Source organism: Aquisalimonas sp. 2447 (genome assembly GCF_012044895.1).
Classification (GTDB): Bacteria; Pseudomonadota; Gammaproteobacteria; order Nitrococcales; family Aquisalimonadaceae; genus Aquisalimonas.
On sequence record NZ_CP050695.1, the window covers coordinates 1,947,817 to 1,974,284 of the forward strand.

27 protein-coding genes are annotated in these 26,468 nt (G+C 66.2%); 6 read left to right on the top strand and 21 right to left on the bottom strand.

Going from position 1 to position 26,468, the window contains the following annotated elements; genetic code table 11:
• Positions 1-47 precede the first annotated feature (47 nt).
• Positions 48-842: an acyl-CoA thioesterase II gene (locus KU884_RS09185; protein WP_167782360.1), complete on the top strand. Its 795-nt coding sequence runs from the start codon at positions 48-50 to the stop codon at positions 840-842.
• A gap of 24 nt (positions 843-866) precedes the next feature.
• Here KU884_RS09185 and KU884_RS09190 read toward each other — a convergent pair whose 3' ends face one another.
• On the bottom strand, positions 867-1,064 hold the full coding sequence (locus tag KU884_RS09190) for a hypothetical protein (protein ID WP_167782361.1): 198 nt from the start codon (positions 1,062-1,064) through the stop codon (positions 867-869).
• An 81-nt stretch (positions 1,065-1,145) separates the two neighbouring features.
• Positions 1,146-1,865, bottom strand: coding sequence for a hypothetical protein (locus tag KU884_RS09195; protein ID WP_167782362.1), 720 nt, complete (start codon positions 1,863-1,865; stop codon positions 1,146-1,148).
• Between the two features lie 61 nt (positions 1,866-1,926).
• On the opposite strand from KU884_RS09195, the gene KU884_RS09200 reads away from it, so the two are divergent.
• Together KU884_RS09200 and KU884_RS09205 are read left to right on the top strand one after the other, a co-directional pair.
• Entirely contained in the window at positions 1,927-2,610 is a 684-nt protein-coding gene (locus tag KU884_RS09200; protein ID WP_167782363.1) for a hemolysin III family protein, read from the top strand.
• 106 nt (positions 2,611-2,716) lie between these two features.
• Positions 2,717-3,487, top strand: a complete 771-nt coding sequence (locus KU884_RS09205) for an SDR family oxidoreductase (RefSeq protein WP_167782364.1) — start codon at positions 2,717-2,719, stop codon at positions 3,485-3,487.
• Between the two features lie 18 nt (positions 3,488-3,505).
• On the opposite strand, the gene KU884_RS09210 is transcribed toward KU884_RS09205, so the two are convergent.
• Positions 3,506-3,919, bottom strand: coding sequence for a secondary thiamine-phosphate synthase enzyme YjbQ (locus KU884_RS09210; RefSeq protein WP_167782365.1), 414 nt, complete (start codon positions 3,917-3,919; stop codon positions 3,506-3,508).
• A 102-nt stretch (positions 3,920-4,021) separates the two neighbouring features.
• Here KU884_RS09210 and KU884_RS09215 point away from each other — a divergent pair, with 102 nt between their 5' ends.
• Positions 4,022-4,135, top strand: coding sequence for a 30S ribosomal protein THX (locus KU884_RS09215; protein WP_167782366.1), 114 nt, complete (start codon positions 4,022-4,024; stop codon positions 4,133-4,135).
• Between the two features lie 67 nt (positions 4,136-4,202).
• Here the strand turns inward: KU884_RS09215 and KU884_RS09220 are convergent, their stop codons facing one another.
• From KU884_RS09220 to KU884_RS09235, 4 genes are all read right to left on the bottom strand, one after another.
• Positions 4,203-4,778: a class I SAM-dependent methyltransferase gene (locus KU884_RS09220; protein WP_167782367.1), complete on the bottom strand. Its 576-nt coding sequence runs from the start codon at positions 4,776-4,778 to the stop codon at positions 4,203-4,205.
• Positions 4,775-5,854 carry an FAD-binding oxidoreductase gene (locus tag KU884_RS09225; RefSeq protein ID WP_167782368.1) on the bottom strand — a complete coding sequence of 360 codons (1,080 nt, stop codon included), beginning with the start codon at positions 5,852-5,854 and terminating at the stop codon, positions 4,775-4,777. The genes KU884_RS09220 and KU884_RS09225 overlap by 4 nt, the downstream gene beginning before the upstream one ends.
• Before the next feature lie 111 nt (positions 5,855-5,965).
• Positions 5,966-6,574, bottom strand: coding sequence for an NAD(P)H:quinone oxidoreductase (gene wrbA, locus KU884_RS09230; protein WP_167782369.1), 609 nt, complete (start codon positions 6,572-6,574; stop codon positions 5,966-5,968).
• A gap of 73 nt (positions 6,575-6,647) precedes the next feature.
• Positions 6,648-7,091: a MarR family winged helix-turn-helix transcriptional regulator gene (locus KU884_RS09235; RefSeq protein ID WP_167782370.1), complete on the bottom strand. Its 444-nt coding sequence runs from the start codon at positions 7,089-7,091 to the stop codon at positions 6,648-6,650.
• A gap of 114 nt (positions 7,092-7,205) precedes the next feature.
• Here KU884_RS09235 and KU884_RS09240 point away from each other — a divergent pair, with 114 nt between their 5' ends.
• Positions 7,206-7,586 (top strand): DnaJ family domain-containing protein, encoded by a 381-nt coding sequence (locus KU884_RS09240; RefSeq protein WP_167782371.1) that lies wholly within the window; start codon positions 7,206-7,208, stop codon positions 7,584-7,586.
• Between the two features lie 19 nt (positions 7,587-7,605).
• Here the strand turns inward: KU884_RS09240 and KU884_RS09245 are convergent, their stop codons facing one another.
• From KU884_RS09245 to KU884_RS09260, 4 genes are all read right to left on the bottom strand, one after another.
• Entirely contained in the window at positions 7,606-10,401 is a 2,796-nt protein-coding gene (locus KU884_RS09245; protein ID WP_167782372.1) for a hypothetical protein, read from the bottom strand.
• Between the two features lie 128 nt (positions 10,402-10,529).
• A complete protein-coding gene (locus tag KU884_RS09250; protein ID WP_167782373.1) occupies positions 10,530-11,324 on the bottom strand; it encodes an NAD-dependent protein deacylase in 795 nt (264 codons plus the stop codon).
• Positions 11,325-11,403: 79 nt separating this feature from the next.
• Positions 11,404-12,477 (bottom strand): PA0069 family radical SAM protein, encoded by a 1,074-nt coding sequence (locus KU884_RS09255; protein ID WP_167782374.1) that lies wholly within the window; start codon positions 12,475-12,477, stop codon positions 11,404-11,406.
• Between the two features lie 261 nt (positions 12,478-12,738).
• A complete protein-coding gene (locus KU884_RS09260; RefSeq protein ID WP_254432227.1) occupies positions 12,739-14,154 on the bottom strand; it encodes a M20/M25/M40 family metallo-hydrolase in 1,416 nt (471 codons plus the stop codon).
• A 102-nt stretch (positions 14,155-14,256) separates the two neighbouring features.
• On the opposite strand from KU884_RS09260, the gene KU884_RS09265 reads away from it, so the two are divergent.
• Complete coding sequence (locus KU884_RS09265; RefSeq protein ID WP_167782375.1) at positions 14,257-14,559, top strand: antibiotic biosynthesis monooxygenase; 303 nt, start codon at positions 14,257-14,259, stop codon at positions 14,557-14,559.
• Between the two features lie 15 nt (positions 14,560-14,574).
• On the opposite strand, the gene KU884_RS09270 is transcribed toward KU884_RS09265, so the two are convergent.
• The 10 genes from KU884_RS09270 to KU884_RS09315 form a co-directional block, all read right to left on the bottom strand.
• Positions 14,575-15,276 carry a methyltransferase gene (locus KU884_RS09270; protein WP_254432228.1) on the bottom strand — a complete coding sequence of 234 codons (702 nt, stop codon included), beginning with the start codon at positions 15,274-15,276 and terminating at the stop codon, positions 14,575-14,577.
• A gap of 49 nt (positions 15,277-15,325) precedes the next feature.
• Positions 15,326-16,984, bottom strand: coding sequence for a thiol reductant ABC exporter subunit CydC (cydC, locus tag KU884_RS09275; protein WP_167782377.1), 1,659 nt, complete (start codon positions 16,982-16,984; stop codon positions 15,326-15,328).
• Complete coding sequence (gene cydD / locus KU884_RS09280) at positions 16,977-18,713, bottom strand: thiol reductant ABC exporter subunit CydD (protein WP_167782378.1); 1,737 nt, start codon at positions 18,711-18,713, stop codon at positions 16,977-16,979. Before cydD ends, cydC begins: the two co-directional genes overlap by 8 nt.
• A 6-nt stretch (positions 18,714-18,719) precedes the next feature.
• A complete protein-coding gene (gene cydB, locus KU884_RS09285; protein WP_167782379.1) occupies positions 18,720-19,724 on the bottom strand; it encodes a cytochrome d ubiquinol oxidase subunit II in 1,005 nt (334 codons plus the stop codon).
• A 5-nt stretch (positions 19,725-19,729) separates the two neighbouring features.
• Positions 19,730-21,145: a cytochrome ubiquinol oxidase subunit I gene (locus tag KU884_RS09290; RefSeq protein ID WP_167782380.1), complete on the bottom strand. Its 1,416-nt coding sequence runs from the start codon at positions 21,143-21,145 to the stop codon at positions 19,730-19,732.
• A gap of 79 nt (positions 21,146-21,224) precedes the next feature.
• Positions 21,225-21,575 (bottom strand): hypothetical protein, encoded by a 351-nt coding sequence (locus tag KU884_RS09295; protein ID WP_167782381.1) that lies wholly within the window; start codon positions 21,573-21,575, stop codon positions 21,225-21,227.
• A 25-nt stretch (positions 21,576-21,600) separates the two neighbouring features.
• The gene (locus tag KU884_RS09300; protein WP_167782382.1) at positions 21,601-22,953 is read right to left on the bottom strand and encodes an NAD(P)/FAD-dependent oxidoreductase; all 1,353 of its coding nucleotides are present in this window, start codon (positions 22,951-22,953) and stop codon (positions 21,601-21,603) included.
• Between the two features lie 124 nt (positions 22,954-23,077).
• Entirely contained in the window at positions 23,078-23,893 is an 816-nt protein-coding gene (locus KU884_RS09305; RefSeq protein ID WP_167782383.1) for a TlpA disulfide reductase family protein, read from the bottom strand.
• Positions 23,894-23,927: 34 nt separating this feature from the next.
• Positions 23,928-24,938, bottom strand: a complete 1,011-nt coding sequence (gene cydB / locus KU884_RS09310) for a cytochrome d ubiquinol oxidase subunit II (RefSeq protein ID WP_167782384.1) — start codon at positions 24,936-24,938, stop codon at positions 23,928-23,930.
• Between the two features lie 5 nt (positions 24,939-24,943).
• A complete protein-coding gene (locus tag KU884_RS09315) occupies positions 24,944-26,350 on the bottom strand; it encodes a cytochrome ubiquinol oxidase subunit I (protein ID WP_167782385.1) in 1,407 nt (468 codons plus the stop codon).
• Positions 26,351-26,468 lie beyond the last annotated feature (118 nt).

Genomic DNA, 26,468 nt, shown 5'->3' on the forward strand with positions numbered 1-26,468 from the left:
CTGCAGGACACTCGCGTCACGGGCGAAAACCACAACAAGGAGGGGGGATGGGGGATTTTTCCGGAATCCTGGAAGCGTTGGGCGGGTCCGGTAACAACACCGTTGAGGTCAGTGGAGAATGGGCCCAGGGACGTGCCCTGTTCGGAGGCCTGGCCGCGGCGATCACCATGGAGCCGGTGATGCGTCACGTGGATCCCGACCGGGAACTGCGCAGCGCCAGTATTGCGTTCGTGGGGCCGCTGAGCCCCGGCGTCGTGCACGTCACCCCGCGTGCGCTGCGTGAAGGCGGCAGTGTCAGCCAGTTCCAGGCAGAGGCGGCGCAGGACGGCGAGGTCAAGACATCGGTGCTTGCCAGCTTCGGCAAGGCACGGGCGTCCGGGGCGGTCATGCCGGCGGAGCCGGCGGTCGGCGCCCCAGCACCGGACGAGGTCGAGCCGGTGATCTACCGGAAGGGGGTGAATCCGGCGTTCACCCGGTTCTTCGAGTACCGCTATTGCATCGGCAGCCTGCCGTTCACCGGCGCGACGACCAGAGACATGGGCGGCTGGATCCGGTTCCGGGATGAAGCCGGGCCGTTGGGACCGTTGCAACTGCTCGGCCTGATCGACGCGTGGCCGCCGGCAACACTGCCGTTGCTGACTGAGCGCGCACCCTCCAGTTCGCTGACCTGGTTCGTGGAATTCGTGCAGCCGCTGCCCGCCATCGAGGCCAATGACTGGTTGCTGTATCAGGCCACTCTGGATCACGCCCGGGACGGCTACGGGCAGACCCAGGCCCGTTTGTGGACACGCGCCGGCGACCTGATCGCTCTCAGTCGCCAGACGGTAACGGTGTTCGGCTGACCTGCAGTCCTGACCCCGGCCGGATCAGTGATTGCCCTCGGGCATGCAGACGATCTCGGCGATCTCGAGATCGCGTTGGTCACCGGCATGTTCGGTCAGGAACGCGCGCTCGATCTCGTCGCTGGCGACACTGCCGTCGCTGGCGCTGAGTTCGCGTACGAAATGGTCGATGGCTCCGGATGCGCGATCCCGGAATTCCACGGTGCAGACGTAGTGCGTCATGGCTCGGCTCCTGTTTTCGCCTTCCCTGTGGAAAGAGTAGCAGAGCCATGCTTCCAGGCGATCCAGGGCGCCCGGGGGGCGTTACCAGTAGAGAGCCAATGCGGCTTGAGACGGCGCGATGACCATCCGGTAGTGGAGTCGCGGCGGGTCGCCGCCGGGTATTCGGGTTGTGGCTCCGGCGCGAGCGGTTGCACCCTGCGCGGATGTAGGGCGGGTCCAGACCTGGATGGCGGATACCGCCATGCCCAGGGCGGCGTTGCGCAGACCGTCACCGGTGCGGTCATCGCCGATGGCAATGGTCGCTCCGGCGGCGATATTCACCGCCAGCGCACCCTTGAGGGCGCCCGGTCGCCGACGCTGCGCTTCAATGCGTGCCGTCTCGGCGATGAGCTGCTCGGCCCGGTGCAGCGCGTCCGGATGCCCGGAGGCGCGCAGGTCCTGCAGGCGGTGTCGCGCCTCGGGGTAGGGGGGCGATTCCAGCAGGAGTGTTCCCAGGGCCAGTAGCGATTTCACCGAATCCACACGGGCGTCGAAGCGGGTGTCGCGGTCGGAGCCTTCGCTGGCCAGGTAGATGTTGCGGCCGAGGTTGGCCCCGTGGAAGCCACCCCAGCCGAAACGCCAGATTCTGTCGTGGCGCTGGCCCTGGGTCAGGGCGTCGTCCAGCGCCTGCCAGCGAGCCTCCGCGGCGACCGCGGGCTGCGCCGTCAGCGCGGCCGCCAGGGCCAGCAGGGCGGCGGCGAGGAGGCCGGTCGGCACCGAGATTGCGGAGTACTTCTGTAATAGGGCGATCACGGTGGGCATGTTAGCTTACTGACGAAACGCTGGCATGTTCCGCCAGCGGGCGAGATGGAGCAGGGCAAGAATGGGCGCGATCCTCAGGGCGTACACTACCGCCGAACAATGGGCGGACCGCAGCGTGCACTGGCTGGCCATGGTAGCCGCGGTGACGGGGCTGATTGCCTTGCTGGTGGCGGCCGGGCTATCGGGTGACGCCACGCCACTGGTCTGGGCGACTCTGGCGGTGTATGGCGCCGGCTTGGTGGTCATGTTCGGGTGTTCCATGCTGAGCAACCACGACCTGTCGGACAGTTCACGGTGGGCGGGGCTGTTCCAGAGACTGGACCATGCCGGCATCCTGTTCATGATCGCCGCGACCTACACGCCGCTGACCCTGTTCATCATCGGCGGTGCCGCCGGCTGGACCCTGCTGCTGTTCATCTGGGCCATGGCGCTCTTCGGCATGGGTCTGCGCCTGTTCCGGCGGCGTGCGCTGGAGCCGCGCAAGGCGTTTCTGTTCTACCTGGCGCTGGGCTGGAGCGCGGTGTTCGTGCTGCAACCGCTGGTATCGTCGGCGTCTCTGAGCGTCGCGGTGCTGGTGATCACCGGTGGCCTGCTGTACAGCCTGGGTGTACCGTTTTTCCTCTGGTGGCGGCTGCCGTTCCATCGCACCATCTGGCACGCCTTCGTGGTGGCGGCGGCAAGCTGCCATTACGCGGCGGTGATGGTCGGTGTGGCGCTGACCGGGGGCCTGACGGCCAGTAGTTGATCCAGCAGCGGAGACGCCGCTCCACCATGACCGGCACCCCGGCGCGGGCAAATGGGTAGCGGCTGTTTGGCCGCGGGTCCCGAAACTTCACTCGTGAGCAGCCACCATGTTTGAACGCTTCCCCGAAGGATTTCACGCCCTGATTCAGGGCGCCAGCCGCGGCATTGGCCTGGAGTGCGTGCGCCGGCTTCTCGATGAGCCGCAGGTGGGCCGGGTCTATGCGACCGCGCGCCGTCCGGACCGTGCTGAAGGGCTCCAGGAGCTCGCCGAAGCGCATCCGGAGCGGCTGGTGACGGTGCCCCTGGATGTCACCGACGAGAGCAGCATTGACGATGCCGCGGCCACCGTTGGTGCCCGCAGTGAGCGCCTGCACCTGCTGTTCAACGTGGCCGGATTGCTCCATGACGACCATGACCTGAAACCGGAGAAGCGCCTGGCGGACGTGCGCCTGGACAATCTGGAGCGCAGCTTCCGCGTCAACGCTTTCGGGCCATTGCTGGTGGCGCGAGCATTCGAACGGTTGCTCACCCATCGGGAGCACGCCGTGCTGGCCAATATGTCCGCGCGGGTCGGGAGTATCGGTGACAACGGCCTGGGCGGATGGTACGCCTACCGTGGTGCCAAGGCGGCGCAGAACATGTTCACCCGCGGGTTGTCCGTTGAGCTGGCGCGCCGGTCCCGGCAACTGGTGTGCGTGGCGCTGCACCCCGGAACCACCGATACCGGGCTGTCGCAGCCATTCCAGTCACGGGTGCCGGAGGGCAAGCTGTTCAGCACCGAATACACGGTGGAGCGCCTGTTCCAGGTCATCAGTGGACTGGGCCCGGAGGATTCTGGCAGCTTTCTTGCCTGGGACGGTGAGCCCATCCCCTGGTAGGGACCGCCCGCCGCGCGTTCAGCTGCCCTGAAGGGTGACTGTGAGATGGCGCTGGTGAGGCCGATGGCGGTGTTCCCAGAGGTAAATGCCCTGCCAGGTCCCCAGTGCGAGGCGCCCGTCGGCAACCGGAATGGTGAGCGTGGTCTGGGTGATGGCACTGCGTACATGGGCCGGCATGTCGTCCGGGCCTTCCATGTCGTGTTCGAACAGCGGGTCGCCGTCGGGGATCAGGCGCGCAAGAATGCGCTCCAGGTCGCGCTGCACGGAGGGGTCGGCGTTTTCCTGAATCAGCAGCGACGCACTGGTGTGGTGAATGAACACATGGCACAGACCGGACCGGATGCCGCTCTGGGTCACCCTGCGGCTGACTTCCCTGGTCATGTCGATGAGACCGCGCCCGTCGGTGCGGATGGACAGTGATTCATGGTGCATGGGCGTCTGGTGCATCCTTGTTCAACGGTGGAATGGCTTTCGTTCACCAGCCCGGCACTTTACCATTCCCGGTTCCACTGTTTGATGGCAAGGAGACGAAGCATGGCACGAGGTGATCAGCGCTCGCGTCGCGGAAAGATCGCGCGCGGCAGCTACGGCAAGACGCGGCCCAAGGCGTCCAAGGTGCGCAAGCAGCGGCGCGACGCCGCAAAGTAACCGCACGGCGGCGGTGGCCGGACCACGCGGCCGCCGCCGTCCGGCGGTATCTGAATCTGCTTCACCCTCAGTAATCGTCCCTGTCCACCACCATCAGCCGTGGCGCACCCTCCGGCGTCCCCGGTGGCCGTACTTCACGCACCAGGAACGGCCGCCCCAGGGCGTTGACCCACTCTTCCACGGCGCGTGCCTCCAGTTGACCGCCCGGGTGCCCGGTATAAGCGAGGATGGTCATCCGTCCTCCAGGCATCAAAAGAGTACTCGCCTGCCGCAGCGCCGGCACCGTGGATGCCGCTGAGGTGACGACCTCGCGGTCGCTGCCCGGCAGATAGCCCAGGTTGAACGTGATGGCTCGCACCCGGCCCTGGAGTTCATGGCCGAGCACGGCGAGCAGCTCGGCGTGGTCCGCCTGGATGAGCCGCGTCCGGGGCAGCGTGCCGGCGGCGTGGAGCCTGCGCCGGGTGGCCTCCAGGGCGGCAGCCTGGAGGTCCAGGGCGTACACATGGCCGTCGACGCCCACGGCGCGACTGAGGAACAGTGTGTCCAGGCCGTTGCCCGCAGTCGCATCGACGGCGGTGTCGCCGGGCCGCGACACGCCGCCCAGAAGTTCGTGGACCCAGGCTGTCAGCGGTCGACGGGTCATGGAAGATCCCGGCGCTGGCGCACGTCGGCGTCTGCCGGAAGCGGTCGCCCCAGCGCGATATGGTCGGCAAGGCGGGTTGCATGCCAGGGACCCAGAAGCGTGCCCCTGGAGCCCAGGCCGTTGAGGATCCCGATATGGTCGTCTTCCGGGTGCATGCCGATGAACGGGGGTCCCGGGTGCGAACACGGGCGGACGCCGGCGTGTCCGCGTACGACCCGCACCGGGGGAGGATCCTGAAGCAGCCGGGGCAGGGCAGCCAGCAGCTCCTGGCGTGCGGCCTCGGTGGGGTGGCACGCCGCATGGTCGCGGTCGTAGGTGGCTCCCAGTCGGTGGGTTCCGTCGTCCAGGGGAACCAGGGATTTGCCACCGGTGATGATGGCGCCGGGCAGTCCGGGCTGCCCCTGGGGTGCTTCGGAGGCAATGGTCAGGCTTTCGCCACAGGAGCGCCGCCAGGGCAGGTACCGCCACCACGGGTTACCGAATGCACCCGCCCCGTCACAGAAGATGATCCGGCGTGCGCGCCACTGTTGCCAGCGTACGGTACCGTCGGTCTCGAACACCACTGCCTCCGGTGCCAGGGTGTCATCGATGAGTCGCCCGGCGGCGTGCAGGTGGCGGCGAACATGCTCCTGCAGCTGACCGAGAGCCACATGCCCGCCACCGTGCATGCAGCTGGCGCCATAGGGTGCCATTACCCCCTCGGGCAATCCTTCCCGGGTGGGAGACGGCAGGTAGTCGCCGGCGGGGTGCTGGTCCTGTCGGCGTTTGATCTGCCCGATCTCCTCCGGCGCCTGAAGCACGCGCCAGATCGGCTGCGGCGTGAACAACGAACAGCCGAGGATGGCTTCCAGGCTCTGGTAGGTGGAGCGAGCGGTGGTGAGAAGTTCTCCCAGGCGTGCCGGTGCCTGATAGCGTGGCCCGGTAAAGGGGCTGAGGATGCCCGCCGCCGCCGCAGTGGCGCTTCCCTCCGGCCCCGGTGCCACGACACGGACGTCGACGCCGCGGTCTGCAAGCATCATGGCCAGCAGGCTGCCGGCCAGCCCCTGGCCTGCGACCAGGGTGTCAATCTGATTCAATCGGAGACCTCATGTGCTCGGCTGCAACCTCCCCCATGATACGCGGGGCGCGCTGCGGAGCCCATGATGCCCGGGTATCGGCAAGCCGCCGGTACCCGGGCAGGCTGGCAATCAGCTCTGCAGCTTCATGCCGATACGCGCCAGACGCGCGCCAAGGGCACGGCAGATGGCCGCTTCCTCGCTGTCGATCTCGCGATCATTATTGCCGCCGGCAATGTGTCCGGGGCCGTAAGGCGAGCCGCCACCCTGGGTCACGAACAGCTCCTGGGTGGAATAGGGAACACCCACCGGGATCATGCCAAGGTGCATGAGCGGTCCGATGCTGGACGTGATGGTGGCCTCCTGTCCGCCGTGGAGACTGGCGGTGGAGACGAACATGCCGGCCGGCTTGTCCTCGAATACGCCCTCCATCCACAGCGCACTGACCTGATCGATCCGGTTCTTGAGCTGTGACGCCATGTTGCCGAAGCGTGTCGGGGTACCGAAGGCAATGGCCCCGGCTTCGCGGAAGTCGTCGTCGGTGACCAGGGGAATGTCCTTCTGCTTGTCGCGCCCGGCCTTCATGCCCTCGTTGCCGTTAATGACCTCCTCGGGCATGAGTTCCGGGACGGTGCGGATCACCGGCTCGGCACCAGGAACGGTTTTCACGCCTTCCGCCACCAGACGGGCCATGTCGAGAACGTTGCCGAACGTGCTGTAGTAAACGATGAGTACTTTCATGGTGCACCTCACGGGATTGGTCCGAAATCGGACTATTAGGGCGTAAAATTGCGGGGCATTCCCCGCGGTTTCGTCAGCTGAATGTGTCCTTTACCCGTCGCAACTGGGTGATGGCCTCCTCCATTTCATCTTCCGACAGGCGTTCCAGCCGCCGGCGCAGGTGTTCGGCGTGGTCATTGAACGCCTCCTGGAACAGCGCGTCTCCCTCGGGGGTGAGCACGGCCAGCGTACTGCGGCGATCCGTTGTCGAGGGGCGGCGTTCCACCAGTCCGCGCTCCTGAAGGCGGTCGACCACGCTGGTGAGGGTCGTCTTGTAAATCAGGGTACGCTCACCGAGTTCACGGAAGGTCATCCCCTCCGTATTGCCCAGGGTCGCTATGACATCAAACTGCGCGGGGGTCAGGCCCCATGACTTGATATGAGGCATCGTATACGCCTCAAAGGCCTGATAGGCCTGGACGAGCTCGCGCAACAGCCGCATGTACTTGGGTTTGGCAGCAGCGTCGGAGTGATTCATTATGCCTCCAGAGAATGTGCCAACCATGATAGTCCAATATCGGACAAATGCAAGCCTTTGCTTTCGACGCAGTGCTATCCTGAAGACCGCGGACGTGGTGTGGAGGCGGTGAGTATGTCGCTGCTGGACGAGATCGCGGAGCAGCGTGTCGCCGAGGCGCGGGACCGGGGCGAGCTGGACAATCTTCCCGGTTCCGGCAGGCGCCAGCAGCTGGACGACGATGCCATGGTGCCGGCGCATCTGCGGGCCGGCTACCGATTGCTGAAGAACGCAGGCTTCCTGCCCCCGGAAATGCAGCTGCAGCGGGAGATCAACACCGTGGAAGAGCTGCTGGAGCAGTTGCCGGTGGAGGATCAGGCCGGCCGCAGCGATGCCCGTCGTCGCCTGGAGGTGCTGCGCATGCAGCTCGCCGAGAAGCGGGGCCGTGGCCTCAGCTTGCTGACCACGGATCCCGCCTACCAGCAGCGGTTGCTCGATCGTCTAGGGAAGCGCTAAACCCCTGGACCGTCGGAAATCAGATGTCCTTGGCGACCAGGCCGAAGAAGGTTCCGGCGAATAGTGCGAACCCGGCCCAGACCGCGATGTGTCCCAGGGCCATTGGGCCGTGAACGACCTCGTCGGTGCCGGAGAGCAGCAGCCAGAGGCCGCCGGTGACCAGCAGGGTATAGACCAGGCACAGGCTCAGAAAGACCATGACTCGGCCCAGCTGCGCCAGCCAGAACGATAGTGCTGCCTCTTCCGGGCTGCGCCGTACCTTGCCCCGAAGATTGGCCATGAGGTAGGCGGCGGTCCCGCCGGCGCCGAGCAGGAAGGTGATGGCGATGCCGCGTGTGTCGCCCCCGGAAGCAATCTCGCGCCAGGCGTCACCGAAGTCCAGCATGAGAATGGCGCCCACGAGCAGACCGATCCACACGGCGGCGAAATGGCCCAGGAAACCGGCCAGACCGGAGAGGGCATTCGCCGAGCCGCCGACACGTTGACCGGAGGCGACCCCGCGCAGTGGCTGCAGGCGGTCAAAGTGCCATTGGCGTAACTGGCGGCCGAGGTCCGGGTCGTTGATGCGTTCGCGCATTGGCGCGAACAGCGGATCCCGCATGAGCATGTGCACGTCAGCAGTGGCGCCGGAGGACATGGCACGCTCCAGCTGCCCTCGCCAGCGCAGTGCCAGGGCGTCGATGACCTCGGGCAGGGAGTGGTGATCCAGCCCCTCGGTGGCCCAGCGCAGCAGCAGAATGGGGCGCCGCGTGTCGGTATGCAGGCTGTTCCAGATCTCCAGCAGCAGCGGCGGACGCAGGGACACCGGAATCTCGGAGGGAACGGATGCCAGGGCCGCCGACCACTGTTCCGGCGTATCGTCAGTGTGCAGCGTGGCCTGGGCCACGGCGTCGAGCCCCTCCAGCCAGGCTCGTGAGTAGCGACGCAGGGCGTTGCAGGCGTTTTGGAGCAGAGTCGCCTCGCTCGCAGGCAGCAAGGGGGTCAGCAGCTGTTCCAGGGTCGCCAGTCGGTGATCCAGGCTTGCCGCCGCTTCACGGGAGCGGTGAGGTTCCCGCCAAGCGCCGGCCTCAAGCAGTTCCGAGAGAGTCAGCAGCTCTCCCTGGGCGTCGTCCATGGCGTTCTCCGGCAACCCGTCGGCGCCGGCCGGGGCGCCGAGGTAGCGCAACAACCCGACGACGGTGCCGGGCGGTGCACCGATGGTGGTGCCGGCCCGCCCGATCAGGGACAGCAGGGTGCGGATGCCGTCGGCGGGCGCTCCAGGGTCGCTGGCAAGCTCCCGGAGCGCGGTGATGACAACCCGGCGGTGTCCGTCCGGCGAGTCCAGTCCGGGGCGGGCGGCATCCACTCTTTCCTCGGCTAGACCCTGGCACCATTCCCGTAACGGAATCAGCTCGCCGTTGCTGTCCTCGTACGGGCGGTCACTCGCGACGGTGGCCATGCGCCGGAACAGCTGTGGTGAAGGCTGACGGGCATGGATGCGGAGCAGAAAACGCCGTGCATCCCAGCCCTGGGTGCCCATGAAGCTGCGGAAACGATGCTCAAGGACGTCGGCGAGTTCGCCGTCACCACCGCGGTGGCGCTGAACCAGCTGCTCCTGGAGGCCGAGGTCGTTGATACCGTGCAGTACCCGGGTATCTAGCAGCTTGTCCGCGGCGATGGCCTCCCAGTCGGCAACGCGAAGGACCCAAGGCACGCTGAGGCCGCTGTTGCCGATCCGTACCCCCGGAAGTGCCGCGAGCCGATTCGGCTCCAGAGGCGTGGCCCGGTCCAGGTCGGTGATCAGGAACAGGGCCAACGCCCGCTCCCGAGCCGGCAGGCGGTGCCAGTTGGCGGGACGGGCAAGCATGTCCGCCAGCGCGTCCAGCAGTGCCTGACCATGCGCCTCCACCGGCGAAGCGCCGATATAGCCCGGGCGTTCCTGGCTGGCACGCTCCAGTTCCGCCGCCCGGCGTGCCAGACCGCCGTATTCCCTGGGTTCCACGGTGAGCAGCGGGTTGCGGTTGGGAAAATGCCGCCGGCACCAGGTAGCGAAGCGCAGGCGACACCAGCGGCGGTCGGCTTCGGTTACCGTCTGCGGCCAGGCCGAGCTGAGTTCCTGGAGTGCGTCGGGATGGCGTCCCGCGACATGGAAAAGCTCATCCAGGCAGAGCAGCCGACGGGTGCCGTCAGCCACTGGCTTGTCGTCGCCAATGGACACCACCAGGCAGTCCAGGGCGTCGCGCCAGGCGGCGGTGCAGGAGGGGACATGCATGGGGATGCCGTGGCCGCGGATGGCGAACAGCAGTTCGGTCCATCGCCGCCACACCATGCGCCCGGCGCGGTGGTCAGGTAGATCTTCCAGCAGGCCCAGGGCCGCCTCGGTAAGCCCCTCCAGGGCGCGGGTGGCCAACAGCTCGGCGACGACCTGTAGCAGCACGGCAGCGTCGGCGGCGTTACCGGGGCGACCGTCGCCGAGGGATGCGGAGGAGATTGGCGGTGGTCCACGCTGATCTGCCGGCGCATGGACCCAAGTGCTGGTGCGCGCCAGGAGGACGCGACGCGTGCTGCGCTGGCCATTCAGTTGCAGTGGGCGTTCCGGGTCGATGCTGCGCGAACAGGCGTAGTTATAGAGGGCGCGGTCCACCGTGTCGTCCTGGGCAGCGCGGCGTCCCAGACTGTATGCAGCGGGCTGATATACCCCGGGATCCGAGGCGCGGAAAAGGAACAGGAGCCGTTCGAGGTCCTTCTCATCCAGCGTTTCCCGGGCGTCAAGCTGTTCGAGCTCATCCAGCAGGGAGGGGCGGGCCGACTGAGTGGCGGCGTCTGTCGTTGCCATTGTTATCCGTTCTTTTTTGCCCGGATCGGATGCCGCGCCCCGATCGTGTCAGAATCGTTATGCGGGCAAAGGTACCAGCTTCACCGGCGCATGCCCATGAAGTATGTCGCAGGTGAGGGCGGCCGCGGTCAGCCGTGGCCGTGGGCCGATTCAAAACGGTCCCACAGGGCTCCAAGAACCGGTGCTGCCCGATCCGGCAACCGGTAGTCGACCACGGCGGAGATCTCTGTCTCGGCGGGGTTGATTTCCACCGTCATAGCGCCCTGGCGACCAGCGGCAAGCAATGGTTCGGTAATGTACGGAAACACCCCGGTCGTGCCGATACTGAAGACAATGTCGAACCCTTCCGCACTTTCCGCGGCGAGGCGGTCCAGAGCAGCGAAAGGCAGCATCTCACCGAACAGCACCACGTCCGGGCGGAGCAGGCCAGCGCAGCGTATGCAGCGTGGTGGCATGGTAAGACCGGAGAAATCGTCCACGTCCTTGAGCCGGTCGCAGGCAGTGCAACGCAGGCGATGGACGTTGCCGTGGATTTCGATCACGTTGCGGCTTCCCGCCTGGTGGTGAAAGCCGTCCACGTTCTGAGTGAGCAGGCAGCCGCGTTCCAGGCGCTCTTCCAGAGCGGCCAGAACCTCGTGCCCGCGATTGCAGCACGCACCCCGCGTGGCGGACTCGATCCGCGCGATGTGCTTCCAGGTGACTTCCGGGTTGCGCTGGAACATGTCTCCGGAGAGGGCGACTTCAAAGGGAACACCCTCCTCGGTCACGCCGTCGTCGTAGATCCCACCCACGCCGCGATAGGTGGGCAGCCCCGAGTCTGCAGACAGCCCCGCACCGGTGATGAAAAGGGCGCGCCGGGCCGTTGCCAGCCGTCTCGCGACCGCATCCAGGGTTGTGAGCATGTCCGGTTCATTCGCTGCCATGGCGCATCCATCCTGTTAGAGCGTGACCCGTTGGTAAATCCGGGCAATGTGCAGGGGTCAGGATAGCGGCGAATACGCGCTACGGACCAGCATCGTCGAACAGGTCCTGTTGGCCGCCGGGGTGGGGTGCGCGGAACAGACTGGCGTCGAGTTGCGGGTGACTGCGGCGGTCCAGTCCATGTCGCCGCAGGGCTTTCCGGAAGCGCTGCTCGAGGAGGTCGGCCCAGGGGCCGCTGCCGCGCATGCGACTGCCGAAACAGGGATCGTTCTCGCGGCCGTCCCGCGCCTGCCGCAGCAGGCTCATCACGTGCTCTGCGCGTTCCGGGTAGTGCTCCTGGAGCCATTGCCTGAACAGGGGGCGGACTTCCCAGGGCAGGCGCAGCAGCACGTAGCCCGCCTCGCTTGCGCCGGCCTCCGCCGCCGCGGCGAGCAGATCCTCGAGCTCGTGATCGGTGAGGGCGGGAATGACCGGGGCGATCAATGTACCCACTGGGATGCCGCGTTCATGCAGTTCCCGGATCACCCGCAGGCGACCCGCGGGCGAGGCAGCGCGGGGCTCCAGTGCGCGTTTCAGCCTGGCGTTCATGGAGGTCAGGCTGATTATCACTGAGACCAGGCGATACTCGGCCATTTCGGCGAGCAGATCCAGATCCCGCAGGATCCCGGCGCCCTTGGTGATGATACTCACCGGATGGCGGCATTCCCGGAGCACTTCCAGCACCTGGCGCGTCACGCCCCAGTGGCGCTCCACTGGCTGGTAGGGGTCGGTATTGGTGCCGAGCACGATGGGGTTGCAGTGATAGGCCGGCTTCGCCAGTTCGGCACGCAGGCGTTCTGCGGCATTGGTCTTGGCGCTCAGGCGGGTTTCGAAGTCGATGCCGGGCGACAGATCCAGGTAGGCGTGGCTCGGGCGCGCGAAACAGTAAATACACCCGTGTTCACAGCCCCTGTAGGGATTCACGGACTGAGTAAAGGGGACGTCCGGGGACTGGTTCCGGGTGATGATGCTGCGTGCCGTCTCGGGGGCGCACTGCGTTTGCGGCGCCGATGTCTCTGCATCGGGAAGCTCGGGCCAGCCGTCGTCGCAGGCCTGTCTGGTCTGCCGCGCAAAGCGGCCGGGGATGTCCTGGTCGGTACCGCGACCCTTGAGCATGAAGCGCCCTCCGTACGGAGGACTGATTATGACAGAGAGACTGTATAAAAAACCAGTTGTGACGTTGGGGGCTCCATTTGGCAGATAGGCTTCGGCGGGAGCGGGGGCGGTCTCCGGGGCGACTAGCGGAGCCCCGGAGCGTAAGCCGGCCAGGCCGGAGTGGAGGGAACTTTTCTTCGTCAGGAGAAAAGTTAGGCGGAGCTCCGGAGCCCCGGAGACCGCCCCCGCTCCCGCCGAAGCCGCCCCGGATCGAAGCCCTCGCTACCCAGTGTCTCGCGACCCATGCGCCGCTATAATCCGCGCCACGCATGTGGTGAGCCGGCGCGCGGTGGGTACGTGCAGGAATTCGTCCGGTCCGTGGGCGTTGGACTGGGGGCCGAGCACGCCGGTGATGACGAACTGTGCCTTCGGAAACGCTTCGCTGAGCAATGCCATGAACGGGATGGTGCCGCCTTCGCCCATGTATATCACCGGTGCACCGAAGGCATCCCGGGAAGCCGCATCCATGGTCTCCGCCAGCCAGGGGCTCAGGGGCGGAGCATGCCACCCGGTGGCCGCCTGGTCCGGGGTGAAGGTCACCCGGGCGCCATGGGGCGGGTTTGCCTCCAGCAGATCCTTCAGCCGGGCCGTTGCCGCCGTGCCCTCCACCGTCGGCGGCAGCCGCAGGGCCAGCTTGAAGGCTGTGGCTGCGCGGAGCACATTGCCGGCGTCTGCAATGGTCGGCAGCCCGTCGGCACCGGTGATCTCCAGTGCCGGCCGCCAGCTGCGGTTCAGGACCAGCTCCGTGAGGTCCTGTTCCTCGGCCCGGGTTTCCCCCGTGAAGGGAAATCGGTCCCGCAGGGTGGCGCCCACCACCTCCGCAGCGGCTCTCGCCTGAGCGCGGCGCTCATCGGGAATCTCCGCGTTGAATGCCGCCGGAGTGATCCGTCCGTCGGTGGAGTCCTCAAGGCGCTCCAGCAGGTGGCGGGCGATGCGAAACGACGACGGCACCACGCCCCCTGCATCGCCGGAGTGCACCCCCTGGGTCAGCGTCTCCACCTGCAGTGTGCCCGCCGCCATGCCGCGCAGTGAGGTGGTGCACCACATCTGTTCGTAGTTGCCGCAGCCGGAATCGAGACACAGCACCAGGTCGGGCTGGCCGATGCGCTGGCGGAGATGATCGATGTAGTGGGGCAGATCGTAGCTGCCGCTCTCCTCGCAGGTCTCGATCAGCAACAGGCAGCGGCCGTGGGGCAGACCCTGCTCGTGCACCGCCGTGACCGCGGCCAGCGAGGCGTATACGGCGTAGCCGTCATCGGCACTGCCGCGCCCGTAAAGCCGCTCGTCCCTCAGTACCGGTTGCCACGGGCCGAGGCCGTCACTCCAGCCGCTGACCTCCGGCTGCTTGTCCAGGTGACCGTAGAGCAGAATGGTGCCGTCGCGGTTGCCGGGAACGTCCACCAGCAGCAGTGGCGTGCGCCCGTCCAGGCGGATTACCTCAATACTGGCGTCCGCCGGTGCGGTTGCGCGGCACCAGCGTTCGGCATGGGCGATGGCGTCTTCCAGGTAACCGTTGGCGGCCCAGTCCGGATCGAAGGCCGGCGATTTCGCCGGTATGCGTATAAAACCCTCCATCTCCGTGAGGATTTCTTTCTCCCAGCGGTGATCGACTGCGGCCTGAAGCGCTTTGGTAGTCAAGATGATGCCTCCCGGTGGACAGACGCTGTCGCCAAAACCGCGATTGTAAACGAGGCCATGGCCGGGACACACTGCTATCCCGTCGGAATCAAGGTGATCGCCATGTACCAGGTAACCAATCGCGTGTTTGTTGCCCCGGGATGGGAGGACGCGTTCGAGGAGCGCTTTCGGCAACGAGCCGGGCGTATCCACCACAACCCGGGATTCGTGCGCATGGAGGTGTTGCGGCCGGAGGCAGACGGGCTTCCCTACTTGGTGCAGAGCGTCTGGCAGAGCAAGGAGGCCTTCGATGCCTGGGTTGGCAGCGAGGATTTCCGCGCAGCCCATGCGGACCCGCTGCCCCAGGAGGCGTTCAGCCGCGGTAGTGAGATGGAGCGCCACGCGGTGGTGGTGGCGGCGCCGTGAGCGGGGCGTCGCAGATCAGTCGCGGCGGGGGTAGCGCGCCCCGGCGAAGATCCAGCGCTCGTGATAGGAAGGCACCACCACCGGGCGCTGGGATACCGCAGTAAAGTGCCGGGTCAGGGCCTGGTGGATTTCCTCCCGCAATTGCGGCTGATGCTCGCTGCAGCACTGCATGGTCAGCATACCTTCCGGCTGGAGGCTGGTGGCGGCCCGGCTGACGATCTCCTCGATGAATTCCAGCCGGCTCTGATTCTCCCGCACGGGTTCCATGGTGAGGTCATAGACAATGGCGTCGTAACCGGCGGCGGCGTCCAGCCAGGCGAAAGCGTCGCCGATGACCACCCGCGCATTCGGGGCGTCGAAGGCGTCCTCGCACAGCCCCGGGAGATACATCCTTGCCAGTTCCACGACCTTGGCATCGATGTCCACCAGGGTGGCCTGCGTGGCGCCGGCATGGACGGCCGCCTTGAGCACGCCGCCGTCACCGCCACCGAGGATCAGAACCCGGCCCATGAGCCCGGCCTGGATTATGGGGTCGGTGACGGCGCGGTGGTAAGCGGCGTCGGATTCCGCGATCTGCATGTCCCCGTCCAGGTACAGAACATACCCGTAGTCCGGATCGCGGGTGATGACAATGTGCTGGTAGTCCGAATGGAGATCCTCGACGATCTCCTGGCCGCGGGTGATGTACTCGGGGGTGCCGGGTGCGTCGCTGGACACCGCTGTTCCTCCTGCTCGCGCTCCGTGAACTCGGAGATCAGAGAGTATATCAAACCGCCGGGTGGAGGCGCCCCCGGGACAGGCTGTAGCGGGTAAACCCGGCGGGAAGCAGATCCGGGTCATGGGTCACCATCAGGACGGCCCGGTCACCGGCCGCTTTGCCGAGGCGTGCCAGAAGGTCACGGGCCGTGTCGTCGTCCAGGCCGCGGGTGGGTTCGTCCAGCAACAGGACCGGGGCCGGCTGCAGCAGCGTTCGCGCCAGGCAAAGGCGGCGGGCCTCGCCACCGGAGAGCGCCCGGCCCGCCGCGCCCACCGGGGTCGCCAATCCCTGGGGGAGGTTCGCAACCGTCGAATCCAGAGCGGCGGCGTACAACGCCGCCTGCAGCTCGTCATCAGTCGCCTGGGGGGCGGCCAGGCGCAGGTTATCGGCCACGGTGGCGGCGAACACCATGGTGCGCTGCGGCAGCCAGGCCGCCCGCAGGCCCGCGTCCTCCGGGCTGAGGCTTGCCACAGGTGTCCCACCGAGCAGGATCCTGCCGTCATTCGGCACCCGCGCGCCGATGGCGAGACTGATCAGCGTGCTCTTGCCGGCACCGCTGGGGCCGGACACGGCGATGCGGTCCCCCGGCGCAACGTATAAATCCACGCCGACGAACAATGGTGCTTCTCCCGTGGTCGTGGTGAAGGCAACATTCTCGAGGACCAGCGTGCCGTCCCCGGGCAGCGTCGTTGCATCCGCATGGACAGGCTGCTTCGGCGTCAACTTGAGGATGCGGCGCGCAGCACCCAGGGTGCGGGGGAGCGCCTGGGCTGCCAGCGGCAGCGGCACCAGCAGCTCCATGAGGGCAAGAGTGCCCAGCAGGACCAGCGCAAAACCTGGCCCTGACAGTGCCTCAGCGCGGACCAGAGGCACCATGAGCACGGCCGCAACCCATACGGCCAGTAGTGTCGCCAGCGTTCCCGCTGCCTGGGTCAGGCCGGCCATGCGCGCCAGCCCCCGCTGGTTGCCCTCGTAGGTTGCGGCGAGGGTGCGAAATTGCCGGGAAGCCAGGGCGTCGGCTCCGTAGATGCGCAGCTCGGCCAGGCTTTCCAGGGACGTGACCGCCTGCTCCCGCAGGCGGCTCCCCTGTTGAACCACCGCCCGGCCCGGGCCTCGGGCCATGTGACCGCTGATCCAGGCCGCAATCAGGGCGGCGGCAAGAATGCAGACGATCACGGCCAGTGCGGCGATCGGGGCGAACAGCGCCAGCACGGTCCCGGCCACGGTGAGCCCAAGCAGGGCGGTGGCCACCGGGGCCAGAATGCGCAGGTAGAACTGGTCCAGAGCGTCCACATCCGCAGTGAGCCGACTGAGGGTGTCGCCGCTGCGCAAGGCCGACAGGCGCGGGAGGCTCAGGCCCATGAGTCCGCGGAACACCCGCACGCGCAGATCTGCGAGAAGTCGCAATACCGCCTCGTGGGTCACCAGGCGTTCGCCGTACCGGGTCACGGCACGCCCCACGGCGAAAAAGCGGATCCCGGCACCCGGGCGATAGATGTCGAGAGCTGTACCAGCCAGCCCTGCCAGGCCGGTGGCGGTGATGAACCAGCCGGAGAGGGCCAGCAGGCCAAAACTGGCCAGCACCGCGGCAAGCATCAGCAACCCGCCGGCCAGCAGCCAGGGCCAGCGAGGCCAGTGCAGGCGTAGCAGGGCCCGGAGTTCAGTCATCGGGAGCTCCGACAAGGCGGCCGTGGCGGAGCCGGATGGTCCGTTGTACCCAGGGGAACAGATCGCCTGCGTGGCTGGCGATGATGACAGTGGCGCCGCGCTGGTGCTCGGCCTGCAGAGCCTGGCTCACCTGTTCGGCGGTTTCCGGATCCAGGCTGGCGGTGGGTTCATCCACCAGCATCAGCGGGGCGCCGCGCAGCAAGGCCCGGGCAAGGGCGAGGCGCTGGCCTTCGCCCCCGGACAAGCCTTGACCCCGCTCGCCCAACCGCGTCTCCAGTTGTTCCGGGCGTTGTTGTACGAAGGCAGTCGCACCTGCGCGATCCAGGGCCGAAGCGGCGGCGTCCGGGGGCATGCTCCCGTTCGGTGCCAGGTTGTCGATGATGCGGCCGGGAAACAGGTACGGCGTCTGTGCAAGCCACGCCAGGCGTTGTTGCCATGCGTCCAGGTCCAACTCGCTTAAAGGATCGCCGTTGATGCGTAAGACCCCGGCATCAACGTCCCGGAACCCGGCCAGGACCTCCAGCAAGGATGTCTTGCCGCTGCCCGAGGGGCCCGTCAGCAGGATCGCTTCGCCCGGAGCGATATCCAGATCGATGCCGGCGAGAATCGGTTGCTCGCCATCCCCCCGCAGCGAGACCCTTTCAAGAACGAGGTGGGGAGGTTGCGGTGGCGGCACTTTGGTTCCGCCTGCGGGCATGGGGGAGGGCGTCTGGTCCAGGGGGCGCAGTTCCGCTGCCGCGCCCAGGGCGGCGGCCCGATCGTGGTAGTGCTGGGCAAGTTGGCGCAGGGGCTGGAAGAATTCCGGCGCCAGCAGCAGCACGAACAGGCCCGTGAAAAGGGTCAGCTCCGGCGCCGGGCCGAAGGTCACGAAGCCGAGCAGGCCCATGCCGATGTACACCGCCACCATCGCAATGGCCACGGAGCTGAAGAACTCCAGCACCGCCGAGGACAGAAATGCCACCCGCAGCACCGCCATGGTGCGGCGGCGATAATCCTCGCCCACGGCGGCCAGGGTGGTTGCTTCGTTCTCGGCCCGCCCCAGGTGGCGCAACAGGTCCAGCCCCTGGAGTCGGTCCAGGAAATACCCGCCCAGGCGCGCCAGTGCCTCGTGCTGGCTGCGGCTTACGGCTTCAGCGCCCATGCCGACAATGGCCATGAAGGCGGGAATCAGCGGCGCCGCAAACAACAGCAGCAGGGCAGCCAGCCAGTCCAGCATTAACACGGTGATCAGAATGGCCACCGGCACGATTACCGTGAGCACCATCTGCGGACGGTAGCGCGCGGCGAATGGCCCCAGGGCGGCGACCTGTTCCAGCAATGCAGTGGCCAATGCGCCGGTGGCGCGCCCCCCGAGCCCGGCGGGCCCGAGGCCGAGCAGGCGATCGTAGATCCGCTCACGGGCGTGGCGATGCACTCGATAGGCCGTTTCTGCAGCGCTCCATTCCTGCACTGCCACGGCCCCGGAGCGGAACAGGACCACCAGGAATAGCAACCCCAGCAGGCCGCCCACTTCTGCAAGCCCCGAACCTTCCACGGTGACGGCGTGGACCAGCCAGGCCAGCAGGCCGGCCTGGGGGATCACGCCCCAGCCGGCAGCCGTCCCGGCAACCACGGTCAGCGTGGGGGCGAGACCGGCCGCCCGCGCCCGCTGCGCGAGCCAGGCGCGGTCCGCGCGTGCCTGATCGCTACCTGCTGCTTGCGCTTCGTCAACGGCACGGGACTCGGTCATTCAGCCTCAGTGATAACCCGCGGATTCCTGCGTGACTTTGCCTCGGAACACCCAGTACGTCCAGGCGGTATACCCCAGCACGACGGGGGTCAGGAAGAGCACGCCGATCAGCAGGAACAGCTGGCTCGCCGGAGCGGAGGCGGCATCCCAGAACGTGTGGTCCGGTGGCACGGCCAGTGGCCACATGCTGATTAACAGACCGACGTAGAAGGTGATGAACAGCACCAGCGTGGCCACGAACGGGGTCCCTTCCCGTTGCCGGTGAATGGCCTGCCAGAGCCAGCCGGCGGCCAGGAGCGTCACCAGGGGGAACACCCACAGCCATTCCATGTTGCCGAGCCAGCGTTCCAGTACCCGGGCTTCGGCCAGGGGCGTCCAGAGGCTGATGATCACGAAGAACGCGAGAACGGCAAGGAGTACGCGTGACGCCACGGCATACGCCCAGGCCTGCAGCGAGCCGGTGGTCTTGAGGATCAGCCAGGTAGCGCCGAGCAGCGTGTAGCCCGCAACCAGGGCCAGCCCGGTCATGATGGTGAACGGGGTGAGCCAGTCCAGCGGGCCGCCCACATAGGTGAACCCGTCGGTCTCAAAGCCCTGGATGTAGGCGCCGACCACGGCCCCCTGGGCGAAGGTGGCAACCAGCGACCCCCCAAAGAAGGACCAGTCCCACAGGTAGCGTGAGCGGTTCGCCTTGAAGCGAAACTCGAAGGCGACACCGCGGAAGATCAGCCCGGCAAGGAGGAGGAATACGCCAATATACAGTGCGGGCAGGAACACCGTGTAGACCAGTGGGAAAGCCGCCAGCAGCCCGGCGCCGCCGAGAATCAGCCAGGTCTCGTTGCCGTCCCAGACGGGAGCGACGGTGTTCATCATGATGTCCCGTTCAGTGTCACCCGGCGCGAACGGGAACAGGATGCCCACGCCCAGATCGAAACCGTCCATGAGCACGTACATGAACACACCGAAACCGATGATGCCGATCCAGATCAGGGTGAGGTCAATGAGTTCCATCCGGTTTACCCCCTGCTGTCCGCGGTGTGCGTGGTATCACCCTCGAAGCCCGTTTCCACGGCCGAGAATGGACGTTTGGCGTGGCCACCCTCGGTCTCTGCTGCGTCGATGGCCTCGGGGCCGGACTGAAAGATCCGCACCAGATAATACAGGCCGGCGGTGAAGATGACGGCGTAGACCAGGATGAAGCCGATCAGGCTGAACAGGGCCATGCCGCCGGTGAGTGATGGCGTGACCCCCTCCGAGGTGCGCATGATCCCGTACACGACCCAGGGCTGCCTGCCGATGTCAGTGACGAACCAGCCGGCCAGTACCGCGATGAACGGTGTGGGGATCATCCAGGTGAAGGCACGCAACAGACGCGGGGAATGGAACAGCCGCCCGCGCAGGCGCTGCACCAGGCCCGTCAGTGCGATGACGATCATCAGCAGGCCGATGGCCACCATGACGCGGAAGCTCCAGAACACCCAGCCCACCGGTGGCCGGTCCTCTGCCGCCCACTCCTTGAGCCCGGGAACCTCGCCGTCCAGTTGATGCGTCAGGATCAGGCTGGCGCCATAAGGGATGCCGATCTCGAAGTGGTTGCGCTCGGCGCTGGCATCCGGAATCGCGAACAGGATCAGCGGGGCACCCTCCTTGGTCTCCCAGGCCCCCTCCATGGCGGCCACCTTGGCGGGTTGATGCTCGAACGAGTTCAGCCCGTGCCAGTCCCCGACCACCAGCTGCGCCGGTGCGATGAGCGCCAGGAGGACCACAGTCATGCCCAGCGCTTTGCGGTTGAGGCCGGTCTCTCGCCCCTGGCGCAGGTACCAGGCACTGATGCCCGCGACCACGAAGCCGGCGGTAAGGAAGGACGCAAGTGCCATATGGACGAAGCGGGGCCAGAGGGACGGATTGAAAATCGCCTCGGCCCAGGAGGTCACGTGCAGCAGGCCGTCCTGCACTTCCACGCCCGCCGGTGTCTGCATCCAGCTGTTAGCGGAGAGAATCCAGAACGAGGAGATGAAGGTGCCCAGCGCGACCATGCAGGCGGCGAACAGGTGGACACCCCGGGGCACCCGGTCGCGACCGAACAGCAGCACACCCAGGAACGTCGCTTCCAGGAAGAAGGCCGTCACCACCTCGTAGCTCAGTATCGGCCCGAGGAAGTTTGCCGACGCGTACGAGAAGGCGCTCCAGTTGGAGCCGAACTGGAATGCCATGACGATGCCGGAGACGACGCCCATGCCGAACACGACCGCAAAGACTTTGGTCCAGAAACGCGATAGCCGCGCATAGACCGGGTCGTTCGTGCGGTAGTAGAGCCCTTCCAGAGTGGCGATGAAGGCCGCAAGCCCGATGGTAAACACCGGGAAGATGGCATGAAACGAGACGACGAAGGCGAACTGTATGCGTGACAGGAGAAGCGGATCGAGTTCCATGGATACTCACTCGACTGGGTGGATTTGACGCCGGGCAGTAGTGTCCCGGCGCCGCGTCGCGCTGCGGCGCGCCCCGGGGTCAGCCGGGTGCGCGCCGGAAAGCCAGCTGCACGAAGGGGTAGATCACCACGCCGAAGCCGATGCCGGCACCCAGGCTCGCGCCGAAGAGCGCGGCGTAGTCGATGATGCTGGTCACTTGTGCGTGGCTCGCGCCGGAGAAACCGGGTGTCAGCGCGAACGCCAGCAGTGCGACCATGACGCCGACAGCGCCTGCCAGTCGCACGGCTGGGCCCGTGTTGAATTGGCGACGGCGCAGAAGCACGTAGATGGCGACGCCAACAAAGGCAACAAGCAGTACTCCCAACGGAACCAGTGCGGCTCGGAAGAGCTCCAGGAACACGGCCAGGATGCCTATGAATGAAAATGCCATGGTCAGTCCTCCCTTCCGTTCGTCGTCAGATGCGCCCGCGGAGCATGGCGTTGTAGGCGGCGTGGAGCATGCGGTCCTTCATGACCCAGGGCACCCATTGCTCCTTGTACGGGTCGATGAAATCGAAGGAAGGCACCATCTTCAGGTCGTAGTCGAATTCCACCAGGATGCCGCGCCCCTGTTCCGTGATCAGCGGACAGGAGGTGTAGCCGTTGTAGCTGGCCGCGGGCTCGCGCTCCTGCATGACGGCAAGAAGGTTGTCCACGGCCACCGGCACCTGCGCCTTGACGCTGGCGGCGGTCTTGCCGATGGGGGTGCCGACCACGTCGCCCACGCCGAAGACGTTGGGGTAGCGCCGGTGCTGCATGGTGTGACGGTCGACTTCCAGCCAGCCGGCAAAGGGCCCGTCCGCCCAGGCCAGCTCGCTGTTGCGCACCGGGTCCGGCGCCGACATCGGGGGGACAACGTGGATAAAGTCGTAGTCCACCGTGCGCTCACCATTGTCGGTGCTGAACACGGCCTGCCGGGCACCGGGCTCGATCGCCTTGAGCTGGTGTTGCCAGTTCACGTTGATATCCCGCTCGTCGGGGAAGTGGCGCTTGAGGAACTCGTCCATATCCGGCTGCGAGAACAGGCTGTCGCCCGGCTGGAAGTAGTGGAGTTCGGCGGCATTACGGTTGCCCTGACGGCGTAGCCGGTGCTCGCTCAGCATGGTCACCTTCAGTGGCGCCCCGGCACACTTGATGGCGCCCGGAGCGCGCGTGAACAGCCCGATCCCGCCGGAGTCGGTGAACTCCCGGATCATCCTCCAGCTGCGCCCGGCGTGATCGGGGTTGTCGTACACACAGGCAATGCCCTCCTGGCCGATCAGGCCAGGCTCCATGCCCTCGATAGCGTCGAAGTTCACCTGCAGGCCGGTGGCCACCAGCAGGTAGTCGTACTCGAGGGTGTCGCCGCCGTCCGTGACTACACGGTCATTGTCCGGGTCGTATTCGACCACCGCACTGCGCACCCAGTCCACGCCCCGCGGAATGTACCGGGCGTTGCGGTCGATCACCCGTTCGGCGTCCCAGGCGCCGGTGGCAACCAGGGTCAGTCCGGGCTGGTAGTAGTGCTCTTCCCTGGGATCGACGATGGTGATGCGTGCGCCGTCGAGTTCACGGGCCAGGCGCGAAGCCAGGGATATCCCCGCGGCGCCGGCGCCGACAATGACAATGCGGGCATTCGAAGGCTGTGCGCGAACGCTGGACGAATAAAGCAGGTGGCTGCCGGTGACGGCGCCGGCGGCGGCCAGGACGCCGGTGGCGCCCGTGGCCTGGAGAAAACGCCGGCGACCGGGGTTGATGCTGCCGTGACGGCTATCGGAACGGTGGCTCATGTCTACTCCCTCCAGGCGGCCTGGCAGCGCAGGTCCCGTGGACCGGCGCTACCTCTTTAGAGGGAGTGTTGCTCAGCGACAGTGATGCGTCAGTGACAAAGTCACACACCTGGAGTCCCGGTCGCTATTGTTCGTTGGTGAGGTCCCGCAAGTACTGGTGCAGACGCGCGGCGGAGACTTCGCCGACGTGGACGTCATGCAGGCTGCCGTCGGCGGCGAAGAAGAGGGTGAGTGGCATGCCGTGGGCGCCGAAATGGCTGGACAGTTCCGACCCGGTATCCAGCAGCACATGCTCCAGCCGGAGTTCTTCGTCATCCAGGTAGGCGTGGACGTCGTCGGCGCTCTCTCCCTGGTTGCCGAACACGAACTGGACATCGTCCCGATCAGCGCTGGCGGCCTGAAACGCGGGCATTTCCCGGCGACAGGGAGGGCACCAGGTGGCCCAAAGGTTGAGTACCAGGGGCTCCCCCTGGAACCCCTGCAGCGGAATCCGCTCACCGTCGGTGTTGTCCAGCACCAGTGGCGGAATCCCGGGGCCGTCGTGGCCGGCCTGCGGCGCGGCCATGGTCAGACCGAACCAGAGCGCGATCCCCGCGGCGACGGGCGGGGCCAGAAGCCATGACCGCGGTCGCCGCAGCAAAGCCAGGATCAGCGCAGTGAGAACGCCACCGCCGATGGCGAACCCAATGGCGTAGCCGTCCTGCCACAGATACAGCGCCTGCAGTGGGTGATCCCGGTAGAAATCCCACTGCTGGACCACATAGCCGAGGCGGCCTATTACCAACCCGCCCAGCAGGACCAGCCAAAGCGCATTGGACAGCTGCCGGCCGGTGCGGCGCTCCAGGACATACCCCACCCCCAGCATGCCTGCCACCGACAACAGCAGGAACAACCGGGGGTAGGGCATGAACAGCGGGCCGAGACTCAGGCCGTCGACCATGGGCACGCCTCCGCTACGGGTCCGCTTTCAGCCATCAGTGGTAACCCACCGAGTCCTTCGTCACCTTGCCGCGGAACACCCAGTACACCCAGGTCGTGTAGCCGAGAATCACCGGCAGGGTGAACAGCACACCCAGAAGCAGGAACAACTGAGACTCCGGAGCCGAGGCCGCATCCCACAGGGTGATGTCCGGCTGGATCACGTTGGGCCACAGGCTGATGGCAAGCCCGGTGTAGCTGAGCAGATACAGCCCCAGGGCGCAGAAGAACGGCAGGGCGTCCTGCCGGTTTAACAATGCCCGGTAGAACACCACGGCCAGCAGCGCGGTGAGGAATGGCACCGGCGAGAAGAACAGCAGGTTGGGCCAGGAGAACCAGCGCTGGGCAATTGCGTCGTGCATCAGCGGCGTCCAGATACTGACGATCACCACTGCCAGCAGCGTGACGCCCAGCAGGCGGTGGGCAATGCCGTACGCCCATTCGCGCACGTCATCGATGGTCTTCATGATGATCCAGGCGCAGCCGATAAGGGCGTAGCCGGCCACGAGTCCGAATCCGGTCATGATGCTGAACGGCGTGAGCCAGTCGAACATGCCGCCCACATAGGTGCCGTCCACCACCTCGAAGCCCTGGATGAAGGCGCCCAGGATGACGCCCTGGGAAAACGCGGCCAGCGTTGAGCCCACGGTGAACGAGATATCCCACAGCCATTTGGACTCCTTGGCCTTGAAACGGAACTCGAATGCGACACCGCGGAAAATCAGGGCCACCAGCATCAGCAATACTGGCAGATACAACGCCGGCAGCAGGATCGAGTAGACCATGGGGAAGGCGCCGAGCAGCCCGGCGCCACCCAGCACCAGCCAGGTCTCATTGCCGTCCCAGACCGGGGCCACGGTGTTCATCATGGTGTCGCGGGCTTCTTCACCGGGGGCAAAGGGGAAGAGGATACCCACACCCAGGTCAAAGCCGTCCATGAGCACGTACATGAACACGCCCAGGGCGATGATCAGCGCCCAGATCAATGTCAGGTCGATGGTTTCCATGGCCTCTACCCCCGTGTATCCAGAGCATCGTCGGCGGCGGACATCGGCCGTGCGGGCCGGCGGCGGTATTCGCTGTGAACGTCGTGGGCCGACGCTTCTTCCTTGTCCGGTCCGCCCTGGATGAGCTTGAGGATGTAGTACGCACCGGCAGCGAAGACCACGGCATAAACCGCGATGTAGACCAGCAGCGAGGTCAGCGCCACGCCTCCGGTCAGCGCCGGGGTCAGCCCGTCCTCCACGCGCATCATGCCGTGCACTACCCATGGATAGCGCCCCGTCTCCGTTGTCAGCCATCCGGCCAGCACGGCAATGAAACTGAGCGGCATCATGCCTACGCAAACGCGATGGAACCAGCTGGCGTCAAAGAGACGCCTGCGGTAGCGCAGGACCAGACTGGTGATTGCCACCGCGACCATGAGAAAACCAATGCCGACCATGACCCGGAAAGACCAGAAAACCCAGCCGACCTCTGGCCGATCCTCGGGCGCCCAGTCCTTCAGGCCCGGAACCTCGCCCGCCGGGTCATGCTTGAGGATGACACTCGCCATGCTGGGAATGCCGATCTCGAAGTGGTTCATCTCCCGCTCGGCATCCGGGATGGCAAAGAGCAACAGCGGGACGTTACCGCGGGTTTCCCAATTGCCCTCCATGGCGGCGACCTTCTGTGGCTGATGCTCCAGCGTGTTGAGCCCGTGCAGATCACCCATGATCACCTGCGCCGGCGCCAGCACCGCCAGCAGCCAGAAGGTCATGGAGAACATCACCTTGGCGGATTCCACGGCCTTGTTCTTCAGCAGGTACCAGGCGCTCACGCCCACCACGAAGAAGCCCGTGGTCAGAAAGGCCGCGAGGACCATGTGGGCGAAGCGGAACGGGAACGATGGGTTGAAGATCGCCTCGATCCAGCTGGTGACGCGGAACACCCCGTCAACCATCTCCACCCCGGCCGGCGTCTGCATCCAGCTGTTGGCGGACAGAATCCAGAACGAGGAGATGAACGTGCCCACGGCCACCATGATGGCAGCGAACAGGTGTGCGCCCTGGGGCACCTTGCTGCGGCCGAACAGCAGCACGCCGAGGAAGGTGGCCTCGAGGAAGAACGCTGTCACGACCTCGTAGCTGAGCACCGGCCCCATGAAGTTGGCCGACGCATACGCGAACGCACTCCAGTTGGTGCCGAACTGGAACGACATGACGATGCCGGACACCACGCCCATGCCGAACGATACCGCGAAGATCTTGATCCAGAACTTCGACAGGCGCAGGTACACCGGGTTGTTGGTGCGGAAATACAGTGCCTCCAGTACCGCGATGAAGGAGGCCAGGCCGATCGTGAAAGCGGGGAAGATGATGTGCCACGAGACCACGAACGCGAACTGGATACGGGACAGCAGCAGTGGATCGAGTTCCATGAGTCACTCCCGGTAATGGGCGCGTACGGTACAGCGATACGGCAAAGGGGGCAGCAATACTGTGCAGGAGCCCATCGGCTCCCGCAACGTAGACCGCGAAGCCACTCCGGAATTCCCC

Bases quoted from the DNA above. Each gene is read 5' to 3' on its own strand.
- KU884_RS09210 (WP_167782365.1), bottom strand. From the start codon at position 3,919: ATGCACCATGAATCACTGTCCATCCGCACCGACGGGCGCGGTCTCATC.
- KU884_RS09190 (WP_167782361.1), bottom strand. From the start codon at position 1,064: ATGACGCACTACGTCTGCACCGTGGAATTCCGGGATCGCGCATCCGGA.
- wrbA (WP_167782369.1), bottom strand. From the start codon at position 6,574: ATGAAAGTACTCATCGTTTACTACAGCACGTTCGGCAACGTTCTCGAC.
- KU884_RS09235 (WP_167782370.1), bottom strand. From the start codon at position 7,091: ATGAATCACTCCGACGCTGCTGCCAAACCCAAGTACATGCGGCTGTTG.
- KU884_RS09255 (WP_167782374.1), bottom strand. From the start codon at position 12,477: ATGCTCAAGGGTCGCGGTACCGACCAGGACATCCCCGGCCGCTTTGCG.
- KU884_RS09315 (WP_167782385.1), bottom strand. From the start codon at position 26,350: ATGGAACTCGATCCACTGCTGCTGTCCCGTATCCAGTTCGCGTTCGTG.
- KU884_RS09200 (WP_167782363.1), top strand. From the start codon at position 1,927: ATGGGCGCGATCCTCAGGGCGTACACTACCGCCGAACAATGGGCGGAC.
- KU884_RS09240 (WP_167782371.1), top strand. From the start codon at position 7,206: ATGTCGCTGCTGGACGAGATCGCGGAGCAGCGTGTCGCCGAGGCGCGG.
- cydD (WP_167782378.1), bottom strand. From the start codon at position 18,713: ATGACCGAGTCCCGTGCCGTTGACGAAGCGCAAGCAGCAGGTAGCGAT.
- KU884_RS09205 (WP_167782364.1), top strand. From the start codon at position 2,717: ATGTTTGAACGCTTCCCCGAAGGATTTCACGCCCTGATTCAGGGCGCC.
- cydB (WP_167782379.1), bottom strand. From the start codon at position 19,724: ATGGAACTCATTGACCTCACCCTGATCTGGATCGGCATCATCGGTTTC.
- KU884_RS09295 (WP_167782381.1), bottom strand. From the start codon at position 21,575: ATGGCATTTTCATTCATAGGCATCCTGGCCGTGTTCCTGGAGCTCTTC.
- KU884_RS09300 (WP_167782382.1), bottom strand. From the start codon at position 22,953: ATGAGCCACCGTTCCGATAGCCGTCACGGCAGCATCAACCCCGGTCGC.
- KU884_RS09305 (WP_167782383.1), bottom strand. From the start codon at position 23,893: ATGGTCGACGGCCTGAGTCTCGGCCCGCTGTTCATGCCCTACCCCCGG.
- cydB (WP_167782384.1), bottom strand. From the start codon at position 24,938: ATGGAAACCATCGACCTGACATTGATCTGGGCGCTGATCATCGCCCTG.
- KU884_RS09220 (WP_167782367.1), bottom strand. From the start codon at position 4,778: ATGACCCGTCGACCGCTGACAGCCTGGGTCCACGAACTTCTGGGCGGC.
- cydC (WP_167782377.1), bottom strand. From the start codon at position 16,984: ATGACTGAACTCCGGGCCCTGCTACGCCTGCACTGGCCTCGCTGGCCC.
- KU884_RS09195 (WP_167782362.1), bottom strand. From the start codon at position 1,865: ATGCCCACCGTGATCGCCCTATTACAGAAGTACTCCGCAATCTCGGTG.
- KU884_RS09290 (WP_167782380.1), bottom strand. From the start codon at position 21,145: ATGGAACTCGATCCGCTTCTCCTGTCACGCATACAGTTCGCCTTCGTC.
- KU884_RS09250 (WP_167782373.1), bottom strand. From the start codon at position 11,324: ATGGCAGCGAATGAACCGGACATGCTCACAACCCTGGATGCGGTCGCG.
- KU884_RS09245 (WP_167782372.1), bottom strand. From the start codon at position 10,401: ATGGCAACGACAGACGCCGCCACTCAGTCGGCCCGCCCCTCCCTGCTG.
- KU884_RS09265 (WP_167782375.1), top strand. From the start codon at position 14,257: ATGTACCAGGTAACCAATCGCGTGTTTGTTGCCCCGGGATGGGAGGAC.
- KU884_RS09185 (WP_167782360.1), top strand. From the start codon at position 48: ATGGGGGATTTTTCCGGAATCCTGGAAGCGTTGGGCGGGTCCGGTAAC.
- KU884_RS09215 (WP_167782366.1), top strand. From the start codon at position 4,022: ATGGCACGAGGTGATCAGCGCTCGCGTCGCGGAAAGATCGCGCGCGGC.